The sequence below is a fragment of the Chryseobacterium sp. MHB01 genome (assembly GCF_034651565.1).
Taxonomy (GTDB): Bacteria; Bacteroidota; Bacteroidia; order Flavobacteriales; family Weeksellaceae; genus Chryseobacterium; species Chryseobacterium nepalense.
The window spans coordinates 136,786-150,036 of the sequence record NZ_JAYEDA010000007.1 but is presented as its reverse complement, the minus strand read 5'-3'; the positions used below and the strand labels follow the sequence as shown (position 1 = coordinate 150,036).

The 13,251-nt window shown below is 34.4% G+C and carries 16 protein-coding genes; 14 read left to right on the top strand and 2 right to left on the bottom strand.

The window, feature by feature from the left end; genetic code table 11:
* Positions 1-18: 18 nt before the first annotated feature.
* Positions 19-1,014, top strand: a complete 996-nt coding sequence (locus U9K52_RS12925) for a DNA-directed RNA polymerase subunit alpha (protein ID WP_066434456.1) — start codon at positions 19-21, stop codon at positions 1,012-1,014.
* Between the two features lie 6 nt (positions 1,015-1,020).
* The gene (rplQ, locus tag U9K52_RS12920) at positions 1,021-1,545 is read left to right on the top strand and encodes a 50S ribosomal protein L17 (RefSeq protein ID WP_248390179.1); all 525 of its coding nucleotides are present in this window, start codon (positions 1,021-1,023) and stop codon (positions 1,543-1,545) included.
* A 57-nt stretch (positions 1,546-1,602) separates the two neighbouring features.
* On the opposite strand, the gene U9K52_RS12915 is transcribed toward rplQ, so the two are convergent.
* The gene (locus tag U9K52_RS12915; protein WP_322926911.1) at positions 1,603-2,022 is read right to left on the bottom strand and encodes a hypothetical protein; all 420 of its coding nucleotides are present in this window, start codon (positions 2,020-2,022) and stop codon (positions 1,603-1,605) included.
* A 182-nt stretch (positions 2,023-2,204) separates the two neighbouring features.
* Here U9K52_RS12915 and U9K52_RS12910 point away from each other — a divergent pair, with 182 nt between their 5' ends.
* From U9K52_RS12910 to U9K52_RS12870, 9 genes are all read left to right on the top strand, one after another.
* A complete protein-coding gene (locus U9K52_RS12910; RefSeq protein ID WP_322926910.1) occupies positions 2,205-2,837 on the top strand; it encodes a response regulator transcription factor in 633 nt (210 codons plus the stop codon).
* Between the two features lie 6 nt (positions 2,838-2,843).
* The gene (locus U9K52_RS12905; protein WP_322926909.1) at positions 2,844-3,680 is read left to right on the top strand and encodes a hypothetical protein; all 837 of its coding nucleotides are present in this window, start codon (positions 2,844-2,846) and stop codon (positions 3,678-3,680) included.
* A 655-nt stretch (positions 3,681-4,335) separates the two neighbouring features.
* Positions 4,336-5,091 carry a sensor histidine kinase gene (locus U9K52_RS12900; protein WP_263601655.1) on the top strand — a complete coding sequence of 252 codons (756 nt, stop codon included), beginning with the start codon at positions 4,336-4,338 and terminating at the stop codon, positions 5,089-5,091.
* A 110-nt stretch (positions 5,092-5,201) separates the two neighbouring features.
* A complete protein-coding gene (locus U9K52_RS12895) occupies positions 5,202-5,798 on the top strand; it encodes a hypothetical protein (protein WP_322926908.1) in 597 nt (198 codons plus the stop codon).
* A gap of 35 nt (positions 5,799-5,833) precedes the next feature.
* A complete protein-coding gene (locus U9K52_RS12890; RefSeq protein ID WP_322926907.1) occupies positions 5,834-6,034 on the top strand; it encodes a hypothetical protein in 201 nt (66 codons plus the stop codon).
* A complete protein-coding gene (locus tag U9K52_RS12885; RefSeq protein ID WP_248390207.1) occupies positions 6,031-6,588 on the top strand; it encodes a hypothetical protein in 558 nt (185 codons plus the stop codon). The genes U9K52_RS12890 and U9K52_RS12885 overlap by 4 nt, the downstream gene beginning before the upstream one ends.
* Positions 6,589-6,782: 194 nt before the next feature.
* A complete protein-coding gene (eno, locus tag U9K52_RS12880; RefSeq protein ID WP_248390209.1) occupies positions 6,783-8,075 on the top strand; it encodes a phosphopyruvate hydratase in 1,293 nt (430 codons plus the stop codon).
* A gap of 86 nt (positions 8,076-8,161) precedes the next feature.
* Complete coding sequence (locus U9K52_RS12875) at positions 8,162-9,448, top strand: citrate synthase (protein WP_263601651.1); 1,287 nt, start codon at positions 8,162-8,164, stop codon at positions 9,446-9,448.
* 112 nt (positions 9,449-9,560) lie between these two features.
* The gene (locus U9K52_RS12870) at positions 9,561-9,989 is read left to right on the top strand and encodes a hypothetical protein (RefSeq protein WP_322926906.1); all 429 of its coding nucleotides are present in this window, start codon (positions 9,561-9,563) and stop codon (positions 9,987-9,989) included.
* A 44-nt stretch (positions 9,990-10,033) separates the two neighbouring features.
* Here the strand turns inward: U9K52_RS12870 and U9K52_RS12865 are convergent, their stop codons facing one another.
* Complete coding sequence (locus U9K52_RS12865) at positions 10,034-10,399, bottom strand: hypothetical protein (protein WP_322926905.1); 366 nt, start codon at positions 10,397-10,399, stop codon at positions 10,034-10,036.
* Positions 10,400-10,789: 390 nt separating this feature from the next.
* Here U9K52_RS12865 and U9K52_RS12860 point away from each other — a divergent pair, with 390 nt between their 5' ends.
* From U9K52_RS12860 to ctlX, 3 genes are all read left to right on the top strand, one after another.
* Entirely contained in the window at positions 10,790-11,704 is a 915-nt protein-coding gene (locus tag U9K52_RS12860) for a dimethylarginine dimethylaminohydrolase family protein (protein WP_248390219.1), read from the top strand.
* A gap of 154 nt (positions 11,705-11,858) precedes the next feature.
* Positions 11,859-11,987, top strand: coding sequence for a four helix bundle protein (locus U9K52_RS21315; protein ID WP_323673796.1), 129 nt, complete (start codon positions 11,859-11,861; stop codon positions 11,985-11,987).
* A 316-nt stretch (positions 11,988-12,303) separates the two neighbouring features.
* Positions 12,304-13,227 (top strand): citrulline utilization hydrolase CtlX, encoded by a 924-nt coding sequence (gene ctlX, locus U9K52_RS12850; RefSeq protein ID WP_312171094.1) that lies wholly within the window; start codon positions 12,304-12,306, stop codon positions 13,225-13,227.
* Positions 13,228-13,251: the final 24 nt, after the last annotated feature.

Sequence of the window (13,251 nt, the reverse complement as noted above, 5' to 3'; positions counted from 1 at the left end):
TTTGCTCAACCCAATAATATGGCAATTTTACAATTCATAAAACCCGATAAAGTAATTTTACTTAACTCTGATGAATTTAGAGGTCAATTTGAATTCAGACCACTAGAACCAGGTTTCGGGCTTACAATCGGTAATGCTTTGAGAAGAGTGTTGCTTTCTTCTCTGGAAGGTTATGCTATTTCATCTATCAAAATAGAAGGTGTAGAGCACGAATTTTCAACTATTCCAGGAGTAATCGAAGATGTTACCGAAATTATTCTTAACCTGAAGCAGGTAAGATTAAAAGCTACGGCAGAAAACCAGTCAAACGAGCAGGTTAATGCCAAAGTATCAGGTCAGACGGTTATTACTGCTGGTGATTTAGGAAAATCTATCAACGGATTTGAGGTTCTTAACCCGGATTTGGTGATCTGTAACCTAAACAGTGATGTAACTTTCGAAATTACTTTCAATATTGAAAAAGGTAGAGGATATGTTCCTTCTGAACAAAATAAGTCAAACAATGCACCGGTAGGTACTATTGCGATAGACTCTATTTTCACGCCAATCAAGAAAGTACAATATAGCATTGAAAATTATCGTGTAGAGCAAAAAACAGACTACGAAAAACTTGTATTAGATATAGAAACTGACGGATCTATTAGTCCTCAGAACGCTTTAACAGAAGCATCCAAGATATTAATTTATCACTTCATGCTGTTCTCTGATGAGAGAATCACGCTGGAAACGGAAGCTGTAAAAGCATCTATCCAATATGATGAGGAAACTCTTCATACAAGACAACTCCTTAAGTCTAAATTAGCAGATATGGATCTTTCTGTAAGAGCCCTTAACTGTCTGAAGGCGGCTGAAGTAGAAACTCTTGGAGAATTGGTTTCTTACAGTAAGTCTGATTTGATGAAATTCAGAAATTTTGGTAAAAAATCTTTGACAGAACTAGAAGAATTAGTGCATTCAAAAGGTCTTAACTTCGGTTTCGACGTTGCAAAATATAAGTTAGACGCTGATAAATAATTAATAATGAGACACGGTAAAAAATTCAATCACTTAGGAAGAACGGCTTCTCACAGAAGTGCTTTACTTTCTAATATGGCTTGTTCTCTAATTGAGCATAAAAGAATCAACACTACTGTTGCTAAAGCAAAAGCTTTAAGAGTATATGTTGAGCCTCTATTAACAAAAGCAAAAGAAGATACTACACACAATAGAAGAGTTGTTTTTTCATATCTTCAAAATAAAGAAGCAGTTGCTGAATTGTTCAGAACTGTAGCACCTAAAATCGCTGAGAGAAACGGTGGATACACAAGAATCATCAAAACTGGTTTCAGACCTGGTGATGCTGCTGATACTGCTCTTATCGAATTGGTAGACTTCAACGAGCTTTACAATCCTAATGCTGAAGAGAAGAAGACAACAAGAAGAAGCAGAAGATCTGCAACAGCTAAGAAAGAAGCTGTAGTAGCTGAAGCTCCTGTAGTAGAAGAAAAAGCTGCTGAGCCTACGGCTGAAGCTGCTGATTCTACAGAGGAAAAGACTGAAGAATAATATTCATTCAGATATAAAATGAAAAACCGTTCAGATTCTGAACGGTTTTTTCATTGCTTAGATTTTAGTTTTTACCAGCTCAATGATATTATTGTCCTGATCAAGAATCAGGCTGTCTCCTTTTATCGTAGCTTTCATGTCCATTTTCTCATAAACGGCCTCATTGCCTTCAGAATCAACTTTATTCAGAATGAAAGTTTTATTATTGCTTCTGATGCTCATCGTCTTTTCATTATAATTGAAGACAACCTTGGCAAGACTTCCGTCAGTTGCCTTATACACAAAGTCTGTTTTTACATATTTTTTTCCGTTAACGTCAGTTTCATACTGAATATTAGGATCTGCTTTACCGCTATCAGTCATAGATTTTTCGGTACCATCTGATTTTAATACAGCTTTATTCCCCGTTTCACTTTTTTTGCAACTTGTAAATGATAGTGCAATGACTGCGAATGCTGCGAAAAGTCCCTTTTTCATGATGTTAATTTTTTTTAATGTGATGATTGCCAAATATTTTTAGAAATAAAATATTTTTTATTAAATTTAATAAAAACAAAAACTAAACCAACAAATGAAACTTAAATCTTTTAAAATTACCCGAAAGAGTAATTGACTTCCGTTTATTTTCTGTTGAAATTTGTACCTAAACAATCACAGACATGAGTATTTCCATAGCCATCGTAGAAGACGAAAAGAATTATAACAATGCGTTAAAGAAAGTCATCAATTATCAGGATGATATGAAAGTAATTGCCCAGTATTTTGATGGGAATGACGCGTTACATAATCTTCCCGATATTTCTCCGGATGTCGTAATGATGGATATCCAGCTGCAGGATATGCTCGGTATTGAAATTATTGAAAATCTAAAAAAAGAACTTCCGGATACTCAGTTTATCATGTGTACCAGTTTTGAAGATGATGAAAAAGTTTTTAATTCTTTAAAAGCCGGGGCAATGGGATATTTGGTAAAAGGTGAAAGCATGGAAAAGATTCTCTCTTCCATCCGGGACGTCTACAACGGTGGCGCTCCCATGAGCTTTTCCATCGCCAGAAAAGTATTAAGCCATTTCGAAAGAAAACTTCCTGAAATAAAGGGTTTCGATGAATTGACAGTGAGGGAAAAAGAAATCCTTGAGCTGCTTTCCCAAGGTCTGCTGTATAAAGAAATAGCCGATAGGAAATTCATCAGTATTGATACCGTCAAAAAACACGTCGGAAACATTTACAGAAAACTCCATGTCAATAATAAAGTGGAGGCTATTAATAAATTTAACCATTTTAAAAACTAAGAACTTATGAAAAATTTATTTAAAGTGTTTTGTATTTTAGCTGTATTAGCTATTATATGCAGTTTAGAAAGTTGTGGTGATTTAAATAAAAAAAAGAACCCTAATAATAAATTTATGCCATCTCCTGATCTTGTAAAGATTCCGGCAGAATTGGCAACAGTTATGAAAAAGAATTTTGACAGTTGTCCATATAATGTTTTGAAAAAGATTGTTACATCTCATCCAAAAGATTATTATATTACGAATGAACAATTTACAAACATATACAATAATTTTCCACAAAAATCTGAAACGTTAAAAATCCATTTTATTCAGTATCGTAAGGAGCAAAACTACAATAATAATTATCCAGAACTAATTCCTTTTGACAAACAATTATATATTGTCTATTCTTATGCAGAAAACGGCAGCATTGAAAAATATCATGGAATTTTTAATCTAGAGAAAGATATTTATATCTCCCAAGAAGACTTTGAGAAAATGAAGAATAATTATAAAGAATATATAAAAAAAGAGATCGGCCGATTTAATTGTATTCCTGAACAAGAACAAACTGATTATGTAAACATTAAGAAACAAGAAATAAAAGATTATTTGATTGACGTCCAGAAATATGAGTTGTCAAATGCTGTAAAAGGAAATATTGTGAAGTTTATACTTTCTACTGTCAGCGATATGGATAAATATAAAAATTACTATCAAAAGAAAAATGACGATGCAAAGCCTGGCCAACTAACACTAATCACAGATACTTGGGCAGATAATAATAGTTCTTCTAGGATTTCATTATTGTCAGATTATGATTTAAATACTTTATGCCCTTCCAATTGTGATGCAAAATAGCTTGAATAATATCTATTACTTATCGCTTATAATAACTTTCTTTTTATCATTGTATTTAGCATATAAAAGAATAAATAAAGATCAGAATCATATTTATTTTTATTTATTTTTTACAATTTTAAATGATATTATTATTGCCAAGACACAGATAATAGGTCAAAATATCTCAATATTTATTTACACATTATTTTCTATAGGGTATTTTTTCAACGTTTATATAAGGAGATTCAAAATAGAATATATCAGATATTTAATAGTTATTTTAACAATCTGTATTTTTACGTTTGGTATTTTTAGCCAGTTTAGTAAAGGATTTCATATATTAAATATAAATTTTTTAGTCGGTCTGGCTATTTATTATATCATTTTGAGTTTATGCTGGTTTTTACAAAAAGTAATGGATTTAGACTCAGAAAGAATGTCAGAAGATTTTACATTTTGGATATCAAGCGGGATATTGTTATGGGGTTGCTTTTTCATATTCAGAGTTCTCCCGACATATCTTTTCAATTCACAAGATCCAAGATTTTTGATTATGATTCAAAATATTTTTACAGGTGTTAATATATTGACTTATTGGATCTTATTTTTAGGATTGGCTAAAATTCTTAAAAAAAATAATTGAAAAGCTATGTTGCCAACCGAAATAAAAATAATGTATATCATTGCTGTAATTTTGGTAATGATCTTTGTAACATTTATAATTTTTGTTGTTTTGATGTATAACCGAAAACAGTTTCTCTATCTCAAAGAAAAACAGCTCAAAGAATCCGAACACCAAAACCAGCTGCTCCAGAAAGAGCTTGAAAAACAAAAGCTCATCGAGAAAGAACGGGAACGGATTTCCCACGATATGCACGACGATCTCGGGGCCGGAATTTCTGCATTGAAACTGCAGGCAGAATTTTTAAAACAGCGTGCCGAAGATGAAGAACTCAAGAACGATATTGAAGAACTTCTGAAAACCTCAGAAGAAATGAATCTTTCCATGAGAGAAATGCTTTGGAGCCTGAATTCAGGGAATGATACACTGGGAAGTTTTATCGATTATGCTAAAATATATGCTCAAAACTTTCTTAAGAGAACAACAATTGTAATCATTACAGAAAGCGGAAAAATAGCTGAAGAAACAACCATTTCAACCGAACAGAGAAGAAATCTGTTCTTATGCTTGAAAGAAGCTTTGAATAATATTTATAAGCATAGTCAGGCCAGTGAGATTAAATTATCATTCACCCAAAAAGAGAAAGAATTTATCATGAAAATTTCCGACAACGGAATTGGCATTAACCATAAAAATCCGGAAGGCAATGGTCTCCGAAATATGAAAAGAAGAATGCAGGAGCAGAACGGTCATTGTGAAATTACAACTGAAAACGGAACTCATCTGTTTTTCATTATAAGTTTTTAGGATAATTTTTTTTAACCGGAATATCACTTTCTATAGAATTATCTTTTTGAATAATGTTTAGAAGTAAATTTTTTAAATAACTTTGAAGTACAAATTAAAAATTAATAACCATGAAAATTTTATTCGAATATGTTCTTCCTGTAGCCATTTTTATATTCGGAATGTGGCTTGCTGTTAAAACAGATTTATTAAAAGACACACAGGTCGACAATGGATCAGAAAAAACATACAGCTTTTCAAGAAGTCAGTTGTTTTATTGGACAATGATTGTAATAATATGTTTGTGCGCTGGTATGGGAAACAATGGTAACTTTGATTTGCTTTTGAAACTGAAAGAACCTTCAATTTTACTTTTATTGGGAATAAGTGTGGGAACTGCAAGTGTAGCAACATATATTGATAACGAGATACCAAATCCTAAAAAAAATACTGATAGTAATGGTTTTATAAGAGATATATTATCAGATGCGGGCGGAATAAGCGTACACCGCTATCAAGCTTTGTTGTTTAATATAATTTTCGGTTTAGTGTTTGTCTGCCAATTCATTACTAATACTACGGAGTTTCCTGTTTTTGATAATTATGCTTTAGCTTTAATGGGAACAAGTAGCGCGGGCTATTTACTCATTAAAACAAATGAAAAACAGAAAAAAACTGTTTCTGATAGCTCGGTTATCAATGTTAACACAAATACATCTGTAAAATAAAGTTCTTTATAATACACTAACTTAAAAAATTGACCATGAAAATAATTGTTGACTATTTATTAGAATGGAATTTATCTTCCAAAAAAGGAAAGGTTATATTAAAGCTTAAAGATGCAGATCCTGAAATAATAGATGATCTGAACTTTCAGGAATTTTCAGCGTTGGCAATAGTGCTTGAAAAAGGAAATGCAAGATTTGATGAAACAGAAAACTCAATTTATAATGTAATGCCATGAAAATAATATTTTATCTACTCGTAATTTTGTCATGTATTTCATGTAATATAAGGCATAAAGCCACATTGAAAGAACTGGAAAATAAAGGTTCAAATTATCAGATGTCGTACGATGCTACACGCCGGGGAGCTGTCATAAGTCTTGATAATAATGGTAAGATTGATAAAATTTTATCAGAAGTTCAGCCTGATGCCGCTATAGCAACCACGACGGATATTACCAGCAAACTCACCGGCAAATTGAAAACAGGAGATAGTGTATCCGCCGAACAAATTACAAAAATAGCTGAAACATTATCCAAATTGGGAGAAAGAACAGCTCCGGTGAATATGCTCAGAGACGCCCTGTACAGATTAGAGGAGCATTGTGTGAATTTTCCTGAGCAATGCCAAGATGAAAAGTATTTTAACAGCTTTAATAAAGTTGTAGATTTAATAGTCTCATTACAGGAGAAAATTTCAGAAACAGCTGCTAATGAAGCTAGAGTGGAAGAAGCCAAAACAATGAGAGCACTTAGCCCGCAGGAGAGGGAAAAATATAATTTAAATAAATAAAAGAATAGGCCACGATATAGGTGATGATCATTCTCATTATGATTTAAATGATAACGGCTCTGTTTTTATTTCAGTTATTTTTTAATTCATATATTAACTAAAATTTAACTCTGAATAAACGTATAAATTACGTGTCATCTGCTTTTTAAAGTTAAAAATTGATTAAATTTGTCTGAACTATAAAAAAACGAACAATGAGTTACATTTCTTACATAGAAGCGAGACAAATTTTAGATTCAAGAGGAAATCCTACAGTTGAAGTAGATGTATTCACGGAAAGCGGTGCTATGGGTCGTGCTGCAGTACCTTCAGGAGCATCTACAGGAGAACATGAAGCAGTAGAACTGCGTGATGGCGGTTCAGAATATATGGGGAAGGGTGTTCTTAAAGCTGTTGAGAATGTAAGAGAAGTAATCGCGCCTGAATTGGTAGGGCTTCCTGTTTATGATCAGAATCTTATCGACCAGATTATGATCGATCTTGACGGAACAAACAATAAAGGAAATCTTGGGGCTAATGCCATCCTGGGAGTTTCCTTAGCTGCTGCTAAAGCTGCTGCTACTGAACTGAGAATGCCTTTATACAAATATGTTGGCGGTGTAAATGCCAATACCCTTCCTGTTCCTATGATGAACGTTATCAATGGTGGTTCTCACTCAGATGCGCCAATTGCATTCCAGGAATTTATGATCATGCCGGTGAAAGCAGATTCTTTCTCCCATGCATTAAGAAAAGGAACTGAAATTTTCCATAACCTAAAATCCATACTTCATTCAAGAGGCCTTTCAACTGCCGTAGGTGATGAAGGTGGTTTTGCGCCAACTTTCTCCGGAACTGAAGATGCGTTGGATACATTGCTTCAGGCCATCGAAAAAGCGGGATACAAGCCTGGTGACGACATCATGTTGGCACTGGACTGCGCTGCTTCAGAATTCTACAAAGACGGAATTTACGATTACAGAAAGTTCCAGACTCCGGATGCCGCTCAGTTTTCAAGCAGTGAGCAGGTTTCTTACCTTGCTGAACTGGCTGCGAAATACCCGATTATTTCTATCGAAGACGGTATGCAGGAAAACGACTGGGAAGGATGGAAAATGTTAACGGATAAAATCGGTGACAGAGTACAGTTAGTAGGGGACGATTTATTCGTAACAAACGTTGAAAGACTGTCTAGAGGTGTTAAAGAAGGTATTGCCAACTCAATTTTGGTTAAAGTAAATCAGATTGGTTCTCTTTCTGAAACGATGGCTGCCGTACAAATGGCACAGAATAACAGATTCACATCCGTTATGTCCCACAGATCAGGGGAAACAGAGGATTCTACTATTGCTGATCTTGCAGTAGCAATGAACTGTGGACAGATTAAAACCGGATCTGCTTCAAGATCAGACAGAATGGCAAAATACAACCAGCTGCTGAGAATTGAAGAGGCACTTGGTGAAACTGCAGTATTCCCAGGATTGGATGCATTTAAAATCAAAAGATAATTAATTGAAATTATAAATAACGGCAAGCGAAATTTTTAGTTTGCCGTGTTTTGTAATAAATAGTATATTTAGAAAAAAAATAAATAATGTCAGACAACAAAGTAATATTGAATTACGATGGTAATTCATATGAATATCCAATTGTGGATAGTACTATCGGAGACAGAGGAATCGATATTTCAAAATTAAGAGACCAGACTGGTCTGATTACACTTGATTTAGGGTATAAAAATACCGGGGCTACACTTAGTGACATCACTTACTTAGATGGAGATAAAGGAGAGTTATTCTACAGAGGATACCCAATTGAGCAGATTGCCGATAAATCAAACTTCACAGAAGTAATGTACCTTTTACTGCACGGTGAATTGCCTACTCAGGATCAGTACAGTTCTTTCGAATCAAACATTAAAAAATATAACTTCGTAGCAGAGGAGATGAAAAAAATCATCGATGCTTTCCCTCGTTCTGCTCACCCTATGGGAGTTCTTTCTTCATTAACTTCTGCTTTAACGGCGTTTAATCCAAAAGCGGTTAATGTAAATTCTAAAGAAGAAATGGACCATGCTGCAGAATTGCTTATTGCAAAATTCTCTCACCTTTGTGCATGGACATACAGAAAAACCCAGGGATTACCGCTTAACCACGGAGATAACAGCCTGAATTATGTAGAAAACTTCTATAAAATGGCGTTCAGAATGCCGAACCAGGAATTTGAAATTGATCCTGTTGTTGTAGGGGCTTTAGATAAGTTATTAATCCTTCACGCAGATCATGAGCAAAATTGTTCTACCTCTACGGTAAGAATGGTAGGTTCTGCTCATACAGGTCTTTTTGCATCGGTTTCTGCCGGAGTTTCTGCGCTTTGGGGACCACTTCACGGTGGAGCAAACCAGGCTGTAATTGAAATGCTTGAGCTTATCGAAAAAGATGGCGGCGATGTAAACAAATGGGTAGCTAAAGCTAAAGATAAAAATGACAGCTTCCGTTTAATGGGCTTCGGACACAGAGTGTACAAAAACTTTGATCCAAGAGCGAAAATCATTAAAAAAGCTGCTGATGATATCCTAAATGCATTGGGTATTCAGGATAAAGCATTGGATATTGCCATGCAGTTGGAAAAAGTGGCTTTGGAAGACGAATACTTCGTGGAAAGAAAACTATACCCGAACGTAGACTTCTATTCAGGTATTATTTACAGAGCTTTAGGAATCCCTACAGAAATGTTCACGGTAATGTTTGCGTTGGGAAGACTTCCGGGATGGATTTCTCAGTGGAAAGAAATGAGAATAAAAGGAGACCCTATCGGAAGACCAAGACAGGTATACCAAGGCGCTCAAAAGAGAGATTACATGGAAATGGTAAACAGATAATATTTCCTGTTATAATAAATAGTCCCAAAGCTTGCTTTGGGATTTTTTATTTCGTAGAATTTTTTTAACTTAAAGTATGGAAAATGAGAAATTAAATTCGTTAAAAAGAACAATGAGAATTAATATTGTTCTTTATATTGTCTACGGACTCTTCCTCCTGATTGAAACATTCGATTTTCTTGAAATGTTACATTCCAAACCTGCGGATTATTCGCCGACATACAGTCTTGTAAACGTTATTTTCTACCAGATGGAGATGCTTATTTGTTTCCTTTGTGCCTTTAGTCTTATTATTCTTGTATCAACAAGACAATCTGTAAAGATGTTGTTTTATATCAGCCTTAGCCTTTTCATTTTCAGAATCGGAACAGTGTATTATCTGTATTTTTATGAAACCGAAGAACGATGGGTGCCCTTTATCTACAAAAGAGCCAATGATTTCAGCATGCTTTTCAGAAGGACTCTCGTTCCGGGGCAGTTGATAGTGAGTTTGATTGCAGTTTGGTATTCAATTAAAGCTTTGAGAAAAGTAGAAAAATAAAATTATTGCAAATTCATGTTTAAATGTCGGTGGTTTATTAGATGCTAGTGTTGAATTTTTATTACTGTCACTATACTCTGAATCATTACCATAGAAGCCTTTCCTGTTTCGATAAAGTATTTTAAAATCAATTCATTCTCAAGTTCTACAGAGCCAAAGGTAAACTCTTCTTTTTCACTTTTAAAATGTCCGTAAAACTGATCTTTTGCATTTTTCAGATCTCCGGAAAACAATATTCCATTTTCAAGAGTAATCAGTTTTCTCGTGGTCAAGATGCTGAAATTTTCTGAATCAATAATAGTAGAGGATATAATTAATTCTTCATTGTCCAGTTTGAAAGGGTAGTATTTAAATAAATCTTTGGAATCCATTTCGTAAAATTTTGTCCATTTAAAATCGTAGGGCTTCATTGTGCTCCGTTTAATTTTTGCGATGCAGATATTATGAATTGATTTATCAGATTTTCTCATTTTACTTTTTACTCTGTGAAAGAACAATATAACAAATAATAAGTTTTGTGCACAACTGCAAGGTCTATTTTATTTTACAGACAGCGATTTTGACATTTTGATTTATATAAATAGCTTAGAGTTTTTAATTTGATGCTGAAAATTATTTTAAAAATTATCTATAAAATGGCTGTCGTTAAGCGAACAATTGTTTTAGTCTATTAAATTACTCAAGTAAAAAACTGTCATACGACAATATAATAGATTAATATTATCCGGACAATCTAAAATGCAACAAAAGTTTCCCAGATTCACTCCTTTACTTATATTTGTAGCATTGCATAAATCTTTATGAAACTAAATATAAAAAACGAAACAGGAAGGCTGAAATCAGTGGTTCTGGGACAGCCAAATTCTATGGGAGGTGTTCCGACTCTTGAGGAAAGTTATGATGCCAAATCCTATTATTCCATACAAAACAATATTTACCCGAAAGAGCAGGATATTATTAATGAAATGAATGCTTTCGAATCCGTATTGAAAAAATACGACGTGGAAGTACTGCGCCCGAGTATTATAGAAGATTATAATCAGGTCTTCGCTAGAGACGTTGCTTTTGTTATTGATGATAAAATGATCATTTCTAATGTCATTACCGACAGGGCAGATGAACAGGGGGCTTACAGGAATATTTTTGAAAAAGTGGAATGGAGAAAGATTATCAATCTACCGGAAACCGCGCATATTGAAGGAGGAGATGTAATTGTCTGGGACGATTTCCTGTTTATCGGGACCTGCTTCAGCGAAGACTACAGAAGCTATAAGACAGCAAGAACTAATGAATATGCTATAGAAATTCTCAAAGAATACTTTCCTAAAAAAAGAATTATCGACCTGGAACTGAAAAAAAACGATAAAATTCCATACGAAGGCATTCTGCATCTGGACTGTACTTTCAACCCGATCGGTAAAGACAAATGTATTATTTACAAAGACGGTTTTGTAGATGAAAGTGATTATCGCCTGATTATCGACATTTTTGGGGAAGAAAACTGTTTCCATGTAACGGCAGAAGAAATGTTTGAAATGTTCCCGAATGTTTTTTCGATCTCTCCGGAAGTAGTGGTTTCAGACAAAACTTTTACCAGGATGAACAACCACCTGAGAAACGAATGGGGAATGACCGTTGAAGAAATCCCTTATCGCGAAATTTCAAAAATGGGAGGGTTGTTAAGGTGTTCTACGATGCCACTTGTGAGAGAATAAGTTTGAACGTTATAGGGTTTTAGAGTATGAGTGTATCAGTGTAATTGTATTTTGTTTAAAAAGTTTTATATTTTTAAACTTAAATACAAATGATTATGCCAACTATAAAATTTCATCAGGATCTGCGGGTTATCAGAAATCTTTTGATACAGCAATGGAAATCTATCAGCTTTCAAAAATTTTCCCTGCAGAAGAACGTGATTCTCTTACGGATCAAATACGAAGATCCTCACGCTCAGTTTCAGCCAATATCAGTAAAGCATGGGGCAAAAAGGAAATATGAGAAATCTTTATTTCAAAACTTACAGATTCTGAAGGCGAGGCAAGAGCAAACTCAGACCTGGCTGCAATTTGCAAGAAGTTGTGAGTATATTAATGAAGAATAATTTAAAATTTTAAACAATCAATACAACCAAATAATCGGGATGTTAATGAATATGATGAGTTCAGTCACAAACTTGGTGTACATTTTCATCAATAAAAGAAGAAAAGTAATTTTGTACTAAACACTAAACACTAAACACTAAACACTAAACACTAAACACTAAACACTAAACCACTCAGACTCTCAAACCCAAAACCCCCCTCCAACACAAACTATGCAGACAACAGATACCGTATTAATGATAGAGCCGATTGCATTCGGATTTAATGCAGAGACGGCAAAAAATAACTATTTTCAGATAGAGCAGAAAGGATTTGATACGCAGTTCAAAGCGTTGTCAGAATTTAAAGCTTTTGTTGAAAAACTTAGAAGCAAAGGAATCAATGTCATCACCATAAAAGATACATTGGATCCCCACACTCCGGATTCTATTTTCCCCAATAACTGGGTAAGCTTTCATAAAGAAGGAAAAGTGGTTTTATACCCGATGTTCGCTTCCAACAGAAGAGTGGAAAGAAGAGAAGATATCATCGAAACCATCAAAGACCAGGGATATGAAGTTTCGGAGATCGACGACTGGTCTTTCCCTGAAACGCAGGGTCATTACCTGGAAGGAACCGGAAGCATGATCTTCGATCACGATAATAAAATTGCGTACGGCTCGGTTTCTTTAAGACTGGATGAAAATCTATTCAGGGAGTTTTGTGAGAAATATGGTTTTACACCGGTTGTTTTCCATTCATTCCAGACGGTTGGAGAAGAAAGACTTCCGATTTACCATACCAATGTGATGATGTGTGTTGCAGATCAGTTTGTAGTTATTTGCCTGGATTGTATTGACGATGAACTGGAAAGAAGCAAGGTTATTGAAACCATTAAAAATTCTGGAAAAGAAATCATTGAAATTTCTGAAGAACAGATGCAGCAGTTTGCCGGAAATATGCTTCAGGTAAATAATAAAGAAGGGCAGAAGTTTTTGGTCATGAGCGAAACCGCTTATAAATCTTTACATGAAGATCAGATTTCTGCGATAGAGAAATACTGCGAAATTATTTATTCAGACTTAAATACGATTGAAGTAAACGGAGGAGGCAGCGCACGTTGTATGCTTGCAGAAGTTTTCTTACCGAAAAAATAATATATTTGCTGAAAATATATTGAA

Bases quoted from the DNA above. Each gene is read 5' to 3' on its own strand.
- U9K52_RS12895 (WP_322926908.1), top strand. From the start codon at position 5,202: ATGAAAATTTTATTCGAATATGTTCTTCCTGTAGCCATTTTTATATTC.
- U9K52_RS12865 (WP_322926905.1), bottom strand. From the start codon at position 10,399: ATGAAGCCCTACGATTTTAAATGGACAAAATTTTACGAAATGGATTCC.
- U9K52_RS12860 (WP_248390219.1), top strand. From the start codon at position 10,790: ATGAAACTAAATATAAAAAACGAAACAGGAAGGCTGAAATCAGTGGTT.
- rplQ (WP_248390179.1), top strand. From the start codon at position 1,021: ATGAGACACGGTAAAAAATTCAATCACTTAGGAAGAACGGCTTCTCAC.
- U9K52_RS12900 (WP_263601655.1), top strand. From the start codon at position 4,336: ATGTATATCATTGCTGTAATTTTGGTAATGATCTTTGTAACATTTATA.
- eno (WP_248390209.1), top strand. From the start codon at position 6,783: ATGAGTTACATTTCTTACATAGAAGCGAGACAAATTTTAGATTCAAGA.
- U9K52_RS12910 (WP_322926910.1), top strand. From the start codon at position 2,205: ATGAGTATTTCCATAGCCATCGTAGAAGACGAAAAGAATTATAACAAT.
- U9K52_RS12905 (WP_322926909.1), top strand. From the start codon at position 2,844: ATGAAAAATTTATTTAAAGTGTTTTGTATTTTAGCTGTATTAGCTATT.
- ctlX (WP_312171094.1), top strand. From the start codon at position 12,304: ATGCAGACAACAGATACCGTATTAATGATAGAGCCGATTGCATTCGGA.
- U9K52_RS12925 (WP_066434456.1), top strand. From the start codon at position 19: ATGGCAATTTTACAATTCATAAAACCCGATAAAGTAATTTTACTTAAC.
- U9K52_RS12875 (WP_263601651.1), top strand. From the start codon at position 8,162: ATGTCAGACAACAAAGTAATATTGAATTACGATGGTAATTCATATGAA.
- U9K52_RS12885 (WP_248390207.1), top strand. From the start codon at position 6,031: ATGAAAATAATATTTTATCTACTCGTAATTTTGTCATGTATTTCATGT.
- U9K52_RS12915 (WP_322926911.1), bottom strand. From the start codon at position 2,022: ATGAAAAAGGGACTTTTCGCAGCATTCGCAGTCATTGCACTATCATTT.
- U9K52_RS12890 (WP_322926907.1), top strand. From the start codon at position 5,834: ATGAAAATAATTGTTGACTATTTATTAGAATGGAATTTATCTTCCAAA.
- U9K52_RS12870 (WP_322926906.1), top strand. From the start codon at position 9,561: ATGAGAATTAATATTGTTCTTTATATTGTCTACGGACTCTTCCTCCTG.
- U9K52_RS21315 (WP_323673796.1), top strand. From the start codon at position 11,859: ATGGAAATCTATCAGCTTTCAAAAATTTTCCCTGCAGAAGAACGTGAT.